The 17,874-nt window shown below is 36.8% G+C and carries 12 protein-coding genes; all 12 read left to right on the forward strand.

Features of this window, described 5'->3' with window-relative positions; all coding sequences use genetic code 11:
• Positions 1–208: 208 nt before the first annotated feature.
• The 12 genes from EU510_RS02825 (at position 209) to EU510_RS02880 (ending at position 17,294) form a co-directional block, all read left to right on the forward strand.
• Complete coding sequence (locus EU510_RS02825) at positions 209–1,609, forward strand: undecaprenyl-phosphate glucose phosphotransferase (protein ID WP_149592169.1); 1,401 nt, start codon at positions 209–211, stop codon at positions 1,607–1,609.
• A 15-nt stretch (positions 1,610–1,624) separates the two neighbouring features.
• Positions 1,625–2,812: an outer membrane beta-barrel protein gene (locus EU510_RS02830; RefSeq protein ID WP_149592170.1), complete on the forward strand. Its 1,188-nt coding sequence runs from the start codon at positions 1,625–1,627 to the stop codon at positions 2,810–2,812.
• A gap of 8 nt (positions 2,813–2,820) precedes the next feature.
• A complete protein-coding gene (locus EU510_RS02835) occupies positions 2,821–3,336 on the forward strand; it encodes a polysaccharide biosynthesis/export family protein (protein ID WP_149592171.1) in 516 nt (171 codons plus the stop codon).
• Positions 3,336–5,510, forward strand: a complete 2,175-nt coding sequence (locus EU510_RS02840; RefSeq protein WP_149592172.1) for a GumC family protein — start codon at positions 3,336–3,338, stop codon at positions 5,508–5,510. The genes EU510_RS02835 and EU510_RS02840 overlap by 1 nt, the downstream gene beginning before the upstream one ends.
• Positions 5,476–6,243, forward strand: a complete 768-nt coding sequence (locus EU510_RS02845) for a tyrosine-protein phosphatase (protein WP_262501184.1) — start codon at positions 5,476–5,478, stop codon at positions 6,241–6,243. Before EU510_RS02840 ends, EU510_RS02845 begins: the two co-directional genes overlap by 35 nt.
• Positions 6,233–6,928, forward strand: a complete 696-nt coding sequence (locus tag EU510_RS02850) for a VpsP family polysaccharide biosynthesis protein (protein ID WP_149592173.1) — start codon at positions 6,233–6,235, stop codon at positions 6,926–6,928. Before EU510_RS02845 ends, EU510_RS02850 begins: the two co-directional genes overlap by 11 nt.
• A gap of 648 nt (positions 6,929–7,576) precedes the next feature.
• The gene (locus EU510_RS02855) at positions 7,577–10,003 is read left to right on the forward strand and encodes a glycoside hydrolase family 42 (protein WP_149592174.1); all 2,427 of its coding nucleotides are present in this window, start codon (positions 7,577–7,579) and stop codon (positions 10,001–10,003) included.
• 73 nt (positions 10,004–10,076) lie between these two features.
• Positions 10,077–10,967: a family 16 glycosylhydrolase gene (locus EU510_RS02860; RefSeq protein WP_149592175.1), complete on the forward strand. Its 891-nt coding sequence runs from the start codon at positions 10,077–10,079 to the stop codon at positions 10,965–10,967.
• Between the two features lie 177 nt (positions 10,968–11,144).
• Positions 11,145–12,668 (forward strand): sulfatase-like hydrolase/transferase, encoded by a 1,524-nt coding sequence (locus tag EU510_RS02865; protein WP_149592176.1) that lies wholly within the window; start codon positions 11,145–11,147, stop codon positions 12,666–12,668.
• A gap of 69 nt (positions 12,669–12,737) precedes the next feature.
• On the forward strand, positions 12,738–14,180 hold the full coding sequence (locus tag EU510_RS02870) for a sulfatase-like hydrolase/transferase (RefSeq protein ID WP_149592177.1): 1,443 nt from the start codon (positions 12,738–12,740) through the stop codon (positions 14,178–14,180).
• A gap of 25 nt (positions 14,181–14,205) precedes the next feature.
• A complete protein-coding gene (locus EU510_RS02875; RefSeq protein WP_149592178.1) occupies positions 14,206–16,077 on the forward strand; it encodes a CRTAC1 family protein in 1,872 nt (623 codons plus the stop codon).
• A gap of 107 nt (positions 16,078–16,184) precedes the next feature.
• Entirely contained in the window at positions 16,185–17,294 is a 1,110-nt protein-coding gene (locus tag EU510_RS02880; protein WP_149592179.1) for an SMP-30/gluconolactonase/LRE family protein, read from the forward strand.
• Positions 17,295–17,874: the final 580 nt, after the last annotated feature.

Here is a 17,874-nt window from a genome sequence, read left to right on the forward strand (position 1 = left end):
ATTTTTTTTAGGCTTTTCCTCTGGTTATCTCAGCGTATTGGTTGAGTTTTTTATGAGTTTCTAATGTTATTTGTCTAGGTTTTTAATGGTGTGATTTTTGTTTCATCAAGGCGAGTTTAAATGGAGCTTTTCTTGTCTTTTTTTAGTCTTCTATTATCTATTATATAAGGTTATTCTAACTACATATTTAATTTGGCAAGGAGGCTTTATGATTACATCTAAGACGTTTAAAATCGGTGGAAACTCTACTGCTGATTTATACCGCTTTTCAGATATTGTTACTCTTATAAGCAGTTTATATGTAGCTGGCTTTATTTATGGAACTAGCATATCAAATAATTATATTACAGTATTGCTTGTTGTAACTCTTAGTTATTTATATACCGCAGAAACTCTTGGACTCTATCGCTCTTGGAGAGCAGGTAAATTGAGTAGTATGGTAGTGACTGCTTGGCTTAGTTTAGCAAGTGCTTTTGTTCTATTATTTATTGTGGCTTTTGCTTTAAAATTTACAGAAGAACTTTCTAGAGTAACTCTTTCATTATGGTTTGCACTATCATTTGTTTGGCTATTTGTATCTCGAGAGTTGGTTAGGYTTTATAAAGTTAACCGCCGTAAATTAGGTTTAAATGTTAGTAAGGTTGCGATAGTAGGAGCTACAGAAGCTGGGGCAAACCTTTATCAACAAATAGCTGAAAATGATGAACTAGGTTACGAGTTTGTTGGCTTTTTTGAAGATAGGAAGCCTGAAAGACTATTTAAAGATATGGATTTTAATATTGAAGGCATGATTGATAGTGCTGTACAGCATGCTAGGAATAGTCAAATTGATGTTTTGTTTATTGCTTTACCTTTAAAAGCAGAAAAACGAATTGCGGATATTCTACTTAAACTAGGCGATACGACTGTAGATGTGCATTTTATTCCAGATTTTTTACTATCTAATTTAGTTCATGCTCGAATTGAGCATATCGGAAATATTGATACCTTGAGTGTGTTTGAGTCTCCTTACTTGGGTGCACGACAATGGGTTAAACGAACAGAAGACATTATTCTTGCTTCTATTATCCTTTTGTTAATATCACCATTGTTACTTCTTATTTCGCTCGGTATTAAGCTTACCTCTGAAGGCCCGGTACTTTTTAAACAGCATAGATATGGTTTGGCGGGCCAAAAAATAAAAGTATGGAAATTTCGCTCTATGCGTGTGATGGAGGATAATTCAGTTGTTACTCAAGCAACTAAATCTGATCCAAGGGTTACTGCATTTGGTGGTTTTTTGAGACGCACAAGTTTGGATGAACTACCTCAGTTCTTTAATGTTCTATTCGGCGAAATGTCAATTGTTGGCCCAAGACCTCATGCTGTTGCACATAATGAAGAGTATAGAAAAAAAGTGGAGTTTTATATGCTTCGTCATAAAGTCAAACCTGGAATTACAGGTTGGGCTCAGATAAATGGCTGGCGCGGAGAAACAGATACGTTAGAAAAAATGGAAAAGCGAGTTGAGTATGACTTGCAATATATTAAAAACTGGTCACTTATATTTGACCTTAAAATAGTTTATATGACTATTTTTAAGGGCTTTGTAAGCAAAAACGCTTATTAGGGTTAAGGGATTAAAATGAAATTTAAAAATAGTACATCTATCACTTTATTAGCTGTCTTTTTTTCGTGCAATGTTTCTGCTTTAGAACCTGCTTCAATCAAAACGGAATCAGGTGTTGATATAACACCTCTATTAGAAAGTAAGTATGAATACGATAATAATATATTTAATAGCTCTAGCAATGAAAAATCGAGTACTAAGCTAATAGTTAAGCCTTCTGTAAATTTCCAAATGATTGATGCACTCAATACTTTTTCAATAGGTACATATGTTGAAAGTGGTACTTACTTTTCTAGTTCGGACGATAATTATTTAGATGGTGGTTTTGAGGCTGCGACTCATTTAGAGCCTTCATCTCGTGATCGTTTTGATTTTAAATACGAATATGATTTTAAAACTGAACAACGTGGTACGGGTGTATCTGAAGGGCTATTAAATTTACTTGATGATCCTAGTGAATTTAGAGAGCAAAATGCAGACTTACGCTATGAATTTGGAGGGATTACTTCTTCACGTTTTGCTTTGCTAGCAAATTATCAAGATATTCGATTTACCAATAATCGTAACCTAACACAGTATAGAGACTTCGATGAAAGACTCTTCGGGGGGCAATTTCTATATGCATTAAGTGCTTTAACTGATTTAACGCTAGATGCTTCATATACCGGCATTAGGTATGACTTAATTGACGAGTCTGGAGTAACTAGAGACTCAAATGTTAAAGAGCTGTTGGTCGGTGTACGCTGGGAAGCAACGGCATTAACGACCGGTGTTGCAAAAATAGGTTATCAAAATAAGTCATTTAAAGCGTTTGAACGAGGTGATTTTAATGGGGTAAGCTGGTTAGTTGAAGCACAGTGGGCTCCTTTAAGCTATTCAACTTTTAGGTTTACATCTCAAGCAGGTGCTGTTGACCCTGATACATTTGGTGATTATATAGATCAGAAAGGTGTTTCCTTGGGGTGGGAACACACTTGGAGTCCTTTAGTAAGTACTAGTGCTATATATAGCTACACAAACGACGATTTTTCAGGTGTCGAACGTGAAGACGACTCTCAAGAACTTGTATTGTCAGTTATTCATAATACCGCTCGTTGGTTGGAAACGAGCATGTATTATACTTATCAGGATAAAGACTCAAATCTAGAGCTCTTTAAGTTTGATAAGTCGATTGTTGGTATTAATTTTAAAGTCTCAATGTAAGGAAAAACATGAAACATTTTTGTTTTTTAATAGTATTTTTTTTCACTAATACCATTTTAGCTAATGAAATAAATTACTTATTAGATACAGGCGATACTATTCAAATCAAGGTTTATGGAGAAGAAGCACTATCATTAGAAACTAAAATAGGGCGTTCAGGTAAACTAAACTATCCTTTTTTGGGTGAAATAAAAATAAGTGGATTAACAGAAAAAGCCCTACAACAAAAAATATATAAAGGGCTTAAAGGTGATTACTTAATAGAGCCAACAGTGTATGTGACTGTTGTTCAATATCGTCCATTTTTTATTCATGGTGAGGTTCGCCTGCCAGGTAGCTATTCTTATCAACCCGGTATGACAGTAAATCAAGCAGTTGCTATAGCTGGCGGGTTTACTGAAAGGGCTTCAAAAGAAAAAATATTTATTTTTAAAGAAAAAAACAAGTCAAAACAAATTAATGCAACATTAGATTCAATAGTACAAGCAGGTGATACAGTAACTGTTGAACAGAGGTTTTTTTAATGAATACAAGTAGTAACACATTCTTAGAAACAAATAATACACTTGATTTAAAACGTTACCTTCATGCATGTATGGAGTATAAGTGGCGGTTAATATTTATTTCTTCATTAATATCAGTGATAGCTGCTTTTGTTGTAATGCAGATTAAACCAACTTACGAATCAACAGCAACATTATTAATAGAGCCAGAACAAAAAAATGTTGTTTCGATAGATGAAATGTATGGTTTTAACACCGCTAAACGAGAATTTTACAGCACGCAATTTGAAATACTACAATCGAAATATATTGCTGAAGCCGTTATAGAAAAGCTGAATTTAATAGAGCATCCTGAATTTAACGATGAAGAAAATAACCTATTTGGTTTGAAGGCTCTTTTTTCATCTTTTTTTGGTGAGGGTGGTACAGACGATGAGTTGGATTTAGAATATAAAATGGCACATTTAATTAATGACTTTAGGCAGAAGTTATCTGTAAAGCCAATCCAAGGTACCCAATTAGTACATATTACTTATCAGGCCTCTGATAGAAACCTTGCTGCAAAAATTGCTAATGCTATTGGTGAAGTCTATATAGAAACTCATTTAGAAGCTAAATTAGGTGTAACTCGAAGAGCAAGTGCTTGGATGAGTGAAAAAATGGCTGGACTTACAAAGCAGCTAGAGCGTTCAGAAACGGCATTTGAAAGTTTTCGCCAAAAAAATAATATTGTAGATATTGATAGTGCTGTTTTGAGAATTGATAGTGAGCTTGAAAAAACTCAAGCTACACTGGCGATTGCTGAAAGTGATAAAAGTAAAGTTGATAGTATTCTTGAATTAATAAATAGGTTTGGTAAATCTGATTTTGAAAACCTTAAATCACTTCCTGAAATTATCAGTCATAGCTCTATTTCAGAAGGGCGGGTGCTTTTAGAAACGGCAGAACTAAAATTTGCTGAATTATCTAAAATATATGGTCCAAAACACCCTAAATTAATAGCAGCATCTGAAGAGCTAGATATGAGAGTTGAGCAGGTAAATGCACAAATTCAATCATTAATATCAGGGATTGAGAAAGAGTCCTATACGGCAGCCCAACGTGTAAAAAGATACAGAAAAGAGCTTTCTGATATCCGTAGTAAATATAGTGATATTACTGGTTTAGATGCCAAATATACGGCTCTTAAAATTGAACTTGATACAAATCGTAATTTGTATAACACATTTTTAGAACGCTCTCGGGAAACCGAAGCTACTAGCGATTATAAAGCTAGTCCAGCTCATTTTACTGGCGTAGCAGCTGCTAGCCTTTATCCTGTTAAGCCCAATAAGAAAATGATAGTAGCTGGAGCGTTTTTCTTAAGCCTTATGTTTTTTGTTGGTTTAGTTATTTTATTTGAAATGCTTGATGACACAATAAAAAGCCCCAGTGATATTGAAAGTAAGTTATCTATGCGTATGTTAGGTATGATCCCGCTTTCAAAAAATACAGCTCTCGATATTCGTACTTTTTTTGATAAAGAACAACAGCAGTTTTCTGAAGCGGTTAGAACATTAAGGACTGGGGTTGTCTTATCGCAAATGGATGCTGAAAATAATAAAGTTATAGAAGTTACGTCTTCAATACCAGGGGAAGGTAAAACAACCACTTCTATCAATTTAGCTTTTTCTCTTGGCCAAATTGAGAAAGTATTACTAATTGATGCCGATATGCGTAAACCAAGTATATGTAAGCGCTTTGATATGCCAACTTACCACCCAGGCCTTTCAAACTTTATAGCTGGAACAGACACACTTGAAAATTGTTTATATCAAGATGAGCAAAGCGGGATAACAGTAATGCCATGTGGCCAATTACCACCTAACCCCCTAGAGCTTTTATCTAGTAACAAATTTAGTAAAGTAATAGAACAATTAAAAGAGAAATTTGACCGGATCATAATAGATACAGCACCTATTCAAGCTGTAAGTGACTCTTTAATGATTTCTAAAAGTGTAGATAGTGTAATTTATGTTGTTAAAAGTGACGATACACATTTATCAATAATAAAAAATGGAATTGGTAGATTACTACAAGATAAAGCTAAGTTAGCAGGAGTTGTATTAAACCATGTTGATACTGATAAGGTAGCTAAAACACAAGGCTACAATGGTTACTATGACTATTATTCTTATGGAAAGAAAAACACTTAACATGATAGATATTCATAGCCATATTATTCCTGGCATTGATGATGGGGCAAGAGATGAGGCAGAGACCTTGTCTCTTTTGCGTATGGCTCAAGATGACGGTACTACGCATATAGTAGCCACACCACATATAAATATAGGGCGTTTTGATAATGACCAAGCGTGCATTATGGATGGACTTGCTCTTTTAAAAAAAATTATAAATGAGAATAACCTAACGATTCAAGTTGCGGCTGCGTGCGAGCTCAGAATTGATGTGGAGCTCATGATTAAGCTCAAAGCAGGTCTCATACCTGCGCTTGGTGTTTTAAAAGGGTTAAAAACGGTATTATTAGAATTTCCGCATAGCCATATTCCTCCGGGATCTGATAATTTTATTAAGTGGCTATTTAATAACGGATATAGACCTATAATAGCCCACCCCGAGAGAAATAGAGATCTGTTAAGATCTCCCTCACTGTTGGCTCCTTTTCTCCGCTTAGGATGTTTAACGCAGGTTACTGCAGGAAGTATAACGGGTAATTTTGGCCCTGAAGTTAAGGCTTTTTCATTTGAACTATTAAAACAAAATAAAGTAACAGTCGTTGCAAGCGATGCACATAATATAAAAAGAAGACCGCCAATTTTATCTGAGGCATATAATTTTGTTGCTCATGAGTATGGAGAAGATAAGGCAATAAAGCTCTTTAAACATAACCCTCAAGCAATAACACAGACTCTATTTAATGAAAACTAATATTGTTTTTCCAGTTTTAAAGATGAGTATTGGACTCCTATGTTTATACCTAATTGTTATAGCTTTTCGGTGGGGGCTTGCTAATGTTTACTATTTTCAAGCCAATTCATTTATTGATGAGTGGAATTATGAACGTAATTCACTTACGCAAACTAGCTATAAAAAAGCGAATGGTCTAATAAAAAAAGCACTTTATTATCATCCTGATCATAATCATTATGTACATACCTACGGACGGATAATGCATTGGGGAGTAATTGCTGGAGTAGAAACAGTTTCAAACTATCAAGATGTAAAAAGTATTTACTTAGAGGCGACGATTTCAAGGCCTAATTGGTCTGAAACATGGACTGATTTAGCTGCTCTTAATGCTTATTTATATGGCTTAACTGATGAAACTCGTGAATACATAGCTAAAGCACGTGCTACAGGACATTTTACAGAGCATGTTATGTATACTGTAAGCCAAATCTATTTAGATAATTGGGATTACTTAAGTAATGAGGATATGCGTAATTATCTTCAAATTATTAATGACAGTTATTTAAAAGAATATCGATTAAGACAGCAATTAGAACTTGCTAAGGATTACAACAAAGACAAAATGATTTGTGGCCTAATTAGTTCATCATCTCAAGCTAACGATAAAAGTATTCAAAGAGTGAGTGAACAATATTGTAAATAACCAACATTATGTAAGAGCAAAACCCACCTAAAATTAGCAATAACTTTAGCTGCATAACTGAATCCACTTAGATGTCAAAGTGGCTAACGTTACAACAATACCAGCAAGCACATGGTAATCGGTAATCCCCCCCTAAAAATAATAGAGAGCCAATCTCTTTTTACGTGATCAAACATGTAAATAACCTAATTAGTTAGTTTCCAAAAGTATAGAGGAATATTTTATTTAAATAACAGTGATTCTCGCGCAGACAGCGATATTTGATTGCATAAAATGTGCAAATAAATGAAAGGGGGCATTAACTTAGGGTGGCGTAAGTTTCAAGAAACATAATCCTTTTACTGATTTGTATAAATTATATATAGATACTTTACGCCGCGAAATCAGCATAAAATTTATAGATAAACCAATTTATAGGATACTTTGTGTTATTTACGATAAGTTGTAGTAGTGAAATTTTTTATTTCTAACTATTTATCTAGTTATGCTTCAACGGATACAGCACAATTTTATTATTCAGCAAATAAATTTGTTACAAAGAGCTAAAACAGCTTACAAATGCAAACATATGATGTATGTTGTCGGTATCAAATAATAACAGCAGTGCAAAAACCTGTTAACACATAACGACCTCAACGGGAGATAAATATGAGACAACATCTATTAGGCTTCACACTAGCCCCCTTATTTCTATTTACAACAGCATGCTCGCAGCAAGAAAGCGTAGCTAAACTTGATAGTACAGAAACACTAAGCGCTTCTCAAAATAGTTACGAGCAATCTGCTCTCTTAAAAATCAGTAAACTTAAAAAGCTGATGGAACAAGCTCAAGCAAAACAGATTGATGTGACTCGTGAAGAAAGCGTAGTTTGGTTTGCAGAGCAGTTTTTAAAATTTGCTAACTGGGATGAAAATAATTACGACGCTGTTGTTAAGTTATTTAGCTATGAACGTTACTACGCAGACACAAAAGAGCAGTTAGCAAAAGATCTTCCTGATTTTGAACGTAAAAAAGTAATTCAAATTTTAGATAAAGGTATACACGATTTATCTAAAGAGCTTGCAGGTGAAATTAAACGCCGCCCTGTAAATAAAGTTGATTGGCAAAATACTAAAGCAAAAGACAATATGTTTGTAAGCAATGGTAAGCCAATATTTTTATATGACTATTTTTCAAAAACGGTAGGGCAGCCACTTACAAATAAAGATGTTTATAACGACCATTTAGGCGCGCTCTATCATGGCGGTGAAGATTTATACCCGGTAGATCACGACCGTGCCATTAATTCATTTTTAGTGCGTGAAGATGGCACTTTTGATGAAGAGTTAATGAAAGAGCTAACGCGTATACCTGATACCAACATTGGCTTTTTAGTTTACTGGTTAATGGGTATTCCAAAGTGGGTTGAAGAGCAAGAGCCAGAAGTTAGAAAAGGCCGTTCGTTATTTACAGGATTCGATATTGATAACCCATTAGCGCGAGATATTTGGGGTAAAATAATTCGTAAAACGGGTGAGCTTACTAAAGGCAAAAAAGTTACTGAAGTAGGGTTTGTGTTAGCCAATGAACCACACTGGTACGCCGAAAAAGGCCACTGGACACAAAAATTCCAAGAAATGACCAGTATTTCTTCATACACTTTAAACAAGTTTAGAAGCTGGTTAGATAAAAAGTACCAAGGTGATATTAACGAGCTAAATGAAAACTGGGGAACGCATTTTAGCCAGTTTGCAGATGTAGCTATTGAGATACCGATTGATCCTGCGATTAAAGGCGAGCCTAAGTGGTACGACTGGACGCGTTATAATATGGACAGAAGCACCGACTGGTTTACTTACGTTCAAAACGAACTGCATTCTGTAAATGAAGACGCCGATACCCATATAAAAATTATGCCACGCATGTTTATGGACGATTCACGCTCTGGCGGTATTGATACCGAAGCATTAGCCGAGTTAACAACCATGGTAGGGCACGATGCTAAATCATTTGGTAGTGAAAATATTCGCCCAGGTAAGTCATCTAAGTGGATTGAAAAGTACGCATATAACTGGGGCATAGTTACTATGTTTCATGACTTTATGGAGTCAGTTGCGCCTAATAAAATTAATGTAAATTCAGAGTCTCATTTTTTATCATCGGGTCAATGGAGAGATTTAGACACACGTACAAGCTATGTACGTAGTGTTTATTGGCTTGCAACCTTACTTGGAATGGATGCCAATATGGGCTGGTTTTGGGCACGTGATCCAGATGGTTCACCAGAGGACCGTTTAGAAGGCGATCTGGACTTTTTTGACCCAGGTCTTGGCGGTGCATTTGCGGGTTCTAACAATATGCAGCCACATGTAACTAACGAAGTTACCCAAGTTATGTTTGACCTTAATAGTTTTTCTGAGGAAATTGTTGAGCTTAGAGAGCAGCGTCGTCCACTTCGTTTGTTTTACTCTGAAACAACAGCAATTAATACAAACGATTATATGACCAAAGGATACGAGCTTTATGAAAATTTATTTTTTGAAGGTTTCCCGCTTGGCTTTGCAACTAAAGATGTAATCGAAAAGCAAGACAATAACAACTGGGATGCCATACTGGTTTATCGCAATAACTTTGTTACAGATGAAGAGTTTAAAGCGCTTCAAGGGTATTTAAACAAAGGCGGTACCGTTATTTTAGACTCAGCGCAAAGCTTGTCTTTAGACGAGTACGGGCATCCGCGTAAGGCTAAGTTAGTTGCCAGTAAAGGTAAGCTTATTGTTATGCCAAAAGGAGCAGACGTTGAAGCTATTAAGCAAACTGCACTTGCAGAGGTTTCGGGTAGTACGCCTGATGTTGTTGTAAAAGTAGATAATGGTGAGTCATTTAAAACCACAACATGGCGTACCGTTAAGCAAGACAATGGTAGTTACCTGGTTAATATTTTAAATTTAGGCCACACAACAGCAACCGTTGATCTGTCGCTTAAAAATGGTGAATCTATTCAAGTTAAAAACTTAATGACGAGTAATAAAATGAACGCCAGCTTTGACATTCCTTCTGAGGGTATCTTGCTTGTTGAAGTTACAGCTCAATAAATAGTTTTTTAGCGGGTACATACCTATGTGCTCGCTTTTCAATTAACACGATACATTAAGTTGTGGATAGCAAATGAAAACAAATAATAAGGTTAAACTAATAGCAATATCGCTGAGCTTAATCCTTGGTAGTGCAGGGGGTAATGCTCAGCCGATGCCTCATATTGCGCAACCAGGCGAAAATTGGGTTTTACAAACTGAACGCTCAGATGAGTTTGATATTAAAGATGCTGAAAAATGGAATTTCCAAACAGAAAACTATGGTGTTTGGTCTTGGAAAGATGAAAATGCCAGTGTTTCTGACGGCATATTAAAACTAACCACTAAACGAGAAACGCATTTAAGAACGTTTTGGGATGGCTGTAATAAAACAAAAGTGCCTAAATATAGGTTGTTTTACACTTCGGGAGTTGCTAAATCTAGGGCAACAGGGAATTACGGATATTATGAGGCACGTATAAAGGGTGCGGATAAATTTCCGGGAGTGTCACCTGCATTTTGGATGTACAGCAAAATAGATCGTACTTTAACGAATGAAGGCGATGTGCAATATAGTGAAATAGATGTAGTTGAGTTAACTCAAAAACAGACGGTTCAGGAGTCGGACCATGACCTACATAATATTGTTATAAAAGATGGCGCCCCAAAGTGGATGCGACCTGGTAGCTCGCCAGAAACAAATCATAATGGCTATCACTTACCATTTGATCCCAGTGAAGACTTTCATACTTATGGGGTTAATGTAACCAAAAACGACATTACATGGTATGTAGATAACGTTCAAGTTGGCTATAAAAAGAATCTGTACTGGCACCGCGAGATGAACTTAACATTGTCGCAGGGCTTACGCGCACCGCATACACAATGGAAATGTAATCAATTTTATCCTTCAGATAATCAGTCTGCACAAGGTTTTCCAACATCAATGGAAATTGATTACGTGAGAACGTGGTTAAAGCAATAAAAAGCTTAAAGCCCATTCTAATAAAGTGTAAATATTAGCCAAATTAAAATTTACTTGTTGCCAATGAAAACATCATATGTTTATATTGTTAAAATCAATTTTGCACTTTTATAATAAAGTATAGGCTGATTGCTAAAATACTGACGTAGCAATTTTTAGTTGTTTAAAAGGACACACATGAACTTATTTAAAATAAAAATGGTGATGCTGTTAGGGTGCTGCACATTATTTGCTTCCAATTTATATGCAAAAGATGCAGAGCTGAAAAACTCTGAAGCCAAAAAGCCAAATGTGCTTATTTTACTGTTTGATGATATGCGCTTTGATACGTTTTCTTATCGTAATGGCCCAGTTTCAACGCCAAACATTGACGCATTAGCAAACGAAGGTACACGTTTTGATCAAGCGATGACATCTACTGGCTTATGTTCTCCTTCGCGCGCAGCTATGTTTACTGGGCGCTGGGGACATAAAACGGGGCTTGACGATAACGTGGGGCTTTATCATTCACGTCTTTCGGAGTTATCACTTAGTGAAGGCAGCGTAATTAAACGTGCAACTAGTGTAGGTTACGATGTTAGTTATGTAGGTAAATGGCACTTAGGCGCACAAGGGCCAGCACTGCGCGGTGCTAACTTTATGTGGGGGCACGACAAAGATGAAGAGCGTAATGGCCGTCCTTTTACGCCTTATGGTACACAAAAAAATGTTGCCCGTATGGATGCAGGTGAGCGCGATGAAAACGGCGAAAAGCACGATTACTATAAAACACTTCCGGGTACATACGCAGATACAGTAACGGCTAAAGAAGTAAACGAAGGCAAATTAATGCTGAAAAATGCGGCCAAATCAGACAAACCATTTTTTGGTATTGTTAGTTTTGAGCAACCTCATCCGCCGTACCGCGTACCAGAACCTTACGCCAGCATGTACGACTACAAAGATATAAAACTTCCTAAAAACTTTGGTATAGAACGCAAAAATAAACCAATGGCGCAAGATGATATTTGGTGGCCTTGGCACGATGTAAGCCACATGACTGAAACCGATTGGCGCAAAGCGCATAGTTTTTACTATGGTGCCATTGCCATGATTGACCACGCAGTTGGTGAGCTTATTAATACCGCCAAAGAAGAAGGTTTATACGACGACCTACACATTATTTTAGTAGGCGACCAAGGCAGTATGCTAGGCGAGCATAACCTTTATGACAAAGGCCCATATGCGTATGACGAATTAATGCGTATGCCACTTATTATTCGTGATCCGAGCCTTGAGCCTAAAATAATTAACCGCCAAGTGTCTATGCTCGACATAGCCCCAACACTTCGCCAGTGGATGACACTCCCCCTTGATGGCGACGAAGATGGGCGTTCACTTTTACCATTGATGAAGCAAGGCGATAGTGCTGATACTGGCAAGGATGACTTAGCTCTTTATGCCTACGAATGGTACAACGGCGGATGGTTTGGTATTAGAGCTATACGTACCCCTGAAATGAAGTTTGTATGGAATCCAGGCGACAGCCGCGATGAATTATACGACTTAAAAAATGATCCGTACGAAATCACAAACCAAATAGATAATCCTAAATACAAAAAACAGCTTACTGATTTAGTGCATAAAATGGCGGGAGAGCTTAAGCGTATTGAAGACCCATCATTAACTAAATTTAATCACCACATGAAAGCTTTTTTATAGCCGAGTAATGCCCTTTGGTGGGCCTTAATTGGCCTGCTATTTTTTATTATCAAAATTGAGATTGGCACTATGAAAACACACACAAAATTATTGAGCGCTTTATCATCGCTTGCTTTATTAATTGGCTCTGCGGGTATACACGCAAGTGAACAAAAACCTAATATTATTCTTATTGTTGCAGATGACCTAGGTTATGCAGATGTAGGTTTTAATGGCTCTAAGGATATTATTACCCCAAATATTGATGATCTTGCTAAATCGGGTACTTCCTTTTCAGACGCTTACGTAGCGCACCCGTTCTGCGGCCCAAGCAGAGCTGCGTTAATGACAGGTCGTTACCCACATAAGATTGGATCACAATTTAATTTACCAACACGCGGCTCAAACGTAGGCGTACCTACTGACGCTAAGTTTATTAGTAAATTACTAAACGAAAATAATTATTTTACCGGTGCATTAGGTAAATGGCATATGGGCGATGCGCCGCAGTATCATCCAAATAAACGTGGTTTTGATGAGTACTATGGATTTTTAGGCGGTGGGCATAACTATTTCCCTGACCAATATCAACTTCAGTATAAAAAGCAAAAGGCACAAGGCTTAAAAAATATTTTTGAGTACATTACTCCGCTTGAGCACAACGGCGAAGAAGTAAAAGAAACGCAGTACATTACTGATGCACTTTCGCGCGAAGCCGTTAATTTTGTAGACAAAGCTAAATATAAAAAAAATCCATTCTTTTTATATTTAGCTTACAACGCACCGCATGTGCCATTGCAAGCTAAAGACGAAGATATGGCAATGTTTCCTGATATAAAAAATAAAGACCGTAAAACATACGCAGGTATGGTTTACGCGGTTGACCGTGGCGTGGGTAAACTAGTAGAAACCCTGAAAAAAAATAATCAGTATGATAATACGCTTATTGTATTTATGAGTGATAACGGTGGCAAATTAAGTAAAGGCGCTAATAACTTCCCACTTAAAGCCGGTAAGGGAAGTACACAAGAAGGCGGCTTTAGAGTACCTATGTTGTTTCATTGGCCTAAACATGTACCTGCGGGCAAGCGTTTTTCACACCCTGTATCGGCACTTGATTTATACCCAACATTTGCAGCTTTAGCGGGCGCTAAGGTAGAAGAAAACCAACATTTAGATGGTACAGATATGTGGCCTGCATTTATTAAAAATGAAAACCCACATAAAGATGAGCCTATTTATGCTCTTCGTCATCGTAAAGGTTACAGTGATGCAGCGATACGCTTAAATCAATGGAAAGCTCTGAAAGTTAACCAGCAACCGTGGCAGTTATTTAATATCGAAAACGATATTTCTGAAAAACACGATGTAAGTAAATCTAATAAAGCACTGTTAACCGACATGGTTCGCGAAATGGAAAAATGGAGCTGGGATAACCAGCAGCCAAAATGGTTTCACGAAACGGCTGAAGGTGCGAACTGGCGATTAGATGCCATGCCACGATTCGATAAAACGTTTAAAACAACTAAGTAAGTTTTATCAAATTCATGGAGGCTTTATGAAAGTAAAAACAATTGTATGGCATGTTTCTTTGTTATGCATGGGCGTAAGCTTACTCGGTTGTCAACAAGCGAGTGCCCTAGCGGGTGCTCAGCTAACACCGGGCAAAACATTATTTACTGAGCAGCACCAAGCAATTAAATTAGAAAACAAAAATCGCCGTAAATGGGATAACGCATTAATAAGCGATTTAGACCAAGACGGTTACCCAGATCTATTACTTACCGACCATGGTTATACCATTCGTTTGTATTGGAACAATAAAGGCGTTTACGACAAAGGGCGCGACCTTATTGTGGGTGATATGCACGGTATTGGCGTAGGCGATTACGACAAAGATGGCAAAATGGATATTTTGCTTTCACGTGGTGGTGGCTCTGGCGATAATGCGCGTAATGCTAAGTTATTTCACTTTAACAAAAGAGAAATTGTTGAAGGCGGTGAGTTTTCACCCAAACTACCAACGTTGCGTGGGCGCACTAGTAAGTTTTTTGATGCCAATAACAACGGTCATTTAGATTTATTACTAATGGGATTCCCGCAGGCTAATAGCGGTAAACAAACCAGTAATTTTATTTATAAAAACGATGGTAGCGGCAATATAACTCACGCAAGTGATTTACCAAAAACTAATCGAGATGGTCAAAAAGTCCTTATTACAGATTTTAATAACGATAAAATTGACGATTTAGTAATTTACGGCGACGGTGCTTTACGTGTTTTAAAAGGCAATGGCGACTTTACCTTTAGTGACGTAACCGCCAATGCTTTACCTAATAAAATAATGGATGCGACGGGTGTTAGCGAAATCGATTTTGATAATGATGGTGACTTTGATTTATATATAAGTCGTGCTAACCCATTACAAGCAGGCGATACGTTTTTTGATGCTAAAAGCCACACATTTGGTTTTTACACCAAGCGTGGACCATTTAAATATGATGACTTACTTATTGGCGATACGCTTAATTTAGTTAACTACCAATCACCTTATCCAAACCAAGATGTATTTGTAGGCGAAGGCACTTATAAATATAAATTTGAAGGTGAAAGGCACAGTGGTCAAAACGTCAATATTGTTAGCAGTAATGGCCTAGGCTGGGCCGATACCCAACCTAATAAAGGTTTGTATGTTGGTTATATAGGCAATGATAAATGGCGTATGGCGGGTAATACTTTTTCACCTACAACGGGTGTTGTAACCGGTGTTAAGCACTATACGGTAAATAAAAAACCAGTGGCACCATCGGATTTACTGCTTAAAAATGAAAGTGGAAAATTTGTAGATGTGAGTGCTAAAGCTGGCATTAAAACAAACTTAAATACGACCGGCGTAAGTGTGGGAGATTTCAACAACAACGGCTACCAAGATTTGTTTGTTGTTAAACAAGGCAACTTGGTAACGCCTACATCGCAAATACTGTATTTAAATAATGGCGATAACACATTTAACCAAGCGACTCACTCGGGATTAATAACAAACACCTTAGGTACCATTGGCTCAGGCGCAAATGTACTTGATTACAACTTAGACGGCCAGGTCGATATTATTATGAATAACGACAGAGGTCAGTGGCACTTGTTTAGTAACCAAACCAATAACAGTAATCACTATGCATTACTGCGTATAAGTAATTCACTTAAGCATAATGCTAGCCCCATAGGCGCTATAGCGACACTTAAAGGCTGTGGTAAAACCCTTACAAGACGCGTGTCGCCTGATGCCGCACCTTATACACAATCATTTGATAACGTGGTTCATTTTGGTTTAGGCCAGTGCAACGAAATAGATAACGTAAGTGTGCGTTACAGCAATGGCGAAGTAATAAGTAAATCTAAGGTTGGGACAGATCAAGTAATCAATTTTTAATTACAACGTTTGATTACGACAAAGTTAACTATGAGAGGTAAAAAGCAAGGTTTGGTAACAAGCCTTGCTTTTTTTTCGCAAAAAATTAAGAATAAAAGAGAGCAATAATGAATAAAAATAAATTAGCGGGTTTAGTGTGCTTATTTACTGTGTTTGGCTGTAGTACCCACACGGCTCAAAGCAATAATCAAAGCATAAATAAAGGGGGAGTAAGTGCATCTTTAGCGTCTGTTAAAACGTCTAATACACTGCTTGAGAGTGCGAGTTTATTTGCATTACTCCCTGACTATTGCCCAACCCCAGACGCTTTTGCTGCCTCTCCTACAGGAGAGCTTACTTTATCGTGTGTTAACTATGCCAATAAAGGGCTACAAGCGGGTGTGCTGGTTAATATTAATAATGACAAAACGTTTACTAAAATAGCCCAGTTGTCGGGGCCAAATAATAAAGGGAAGGGTCGTCCTATGGGCCTTGCCTATGCTCCTGATGGTGCGTTATTTGTAGCCGATAACCAAGGTGCTGGCAAAGCCCGATTACTTAAACTTACCTTAAAAAATAATGCAGTTATTAACACTCAAGTCGTTGCCAAAGGTATGAGTTCGCCAAATGGTGTGCGCTATCAAAATGGCTATATTTACGTAACTCAACTGCGTGTGCCAAGTAAAAATAAGACCGAGACTCTCAGTGGGATATATCGTTTTAAGGCCACAGATACCAATATATTAGTGACTAACAGTACAGATGATCCGCATTTATTGTTTTTGGCTAAAACAATTAATAAGCAACGTAAATTTGGACTTGATGGCTTAGTGTTCGACTCACAGGGTAACTTGTTTGTAACTAACCTAGGTGACGACTTAATTTATAAATTAACGTTTGATACAAACAACAACCTGCTTAGCCAAAGTACCTATGCAACACTTCCAAAAGGAAGTGGACCTGATGGCTTAACTATAGACCCTCAAGGCAATTTATACGCTGCAGGTTTTTTAACTAATCAAGTTATAAAAATTGATACAAACCAAAATGTAACCGTTATTGCATCGTACCCCGATAACAATTCAGAAAATGGTGAATTAGACCAACCCGCCGATATTATTTATTATAAAGGCTCTTTGCTTATATCGAATTTTGACTTGCTTACAGGTCCAGGCATTACCAATACTGGGCATGGCAAACCTTATACGGTAAGTGAAATTAAGTTACACAATAAGTAAGGTTTTAATTTAAGTTAAGCGCTTAAATTAGGTTCTTAAATTAAAATCGTGTGTATTGCCGTGTATGTTTGAGCTTTAGATTTATGAGCAATACATTTGGTTTACCGCTTTCAAAACTGCTGATTGGCAGTTTTTGAAAGCTGTAAATACTCTAATGAGCATAAATTAATATTATAAACCCTCGTAAATTTCTTTCTGAACAACTCAATTTTAATCATTTTGAACAACATTCTTTATTTATTAATGGGGCTTTTGGGTCTCTTTTTTTGTTTTGTATTAAAAATAAAAATATCTACGTTACTTTTACTTAAATATTAATGAATTTAAATTGTTTAAAAACAGCGGTTTAAATTACTTCGTTTGAAAAAGAAACAAAAATGTAAAAATCAAAGTAAACGACTTGTAAATACAAACATCATATGTTTAACTTGATCGCAAGTTAAGCAGCGCTCTGAAACGAAATTAGGATACCAGGACGTTCATTCATTTTATCTGTGACGCTTAACTAACAATAAAAACAGACGACATCATCACACACTGGCATTGAGAAAAACGATGCCGATAAACAGGAGAGCACACA

Origin of the sequence: Pseudoalteromonas sp. FUC4 (genome assembly GCF_008370255.1) — a bacterium.
GTDB lineage: Bacteria > Pseudomonadota > Gammaproteobacteria > Enterobacterales > Alteromonadaceae > Pseudoalteromonas.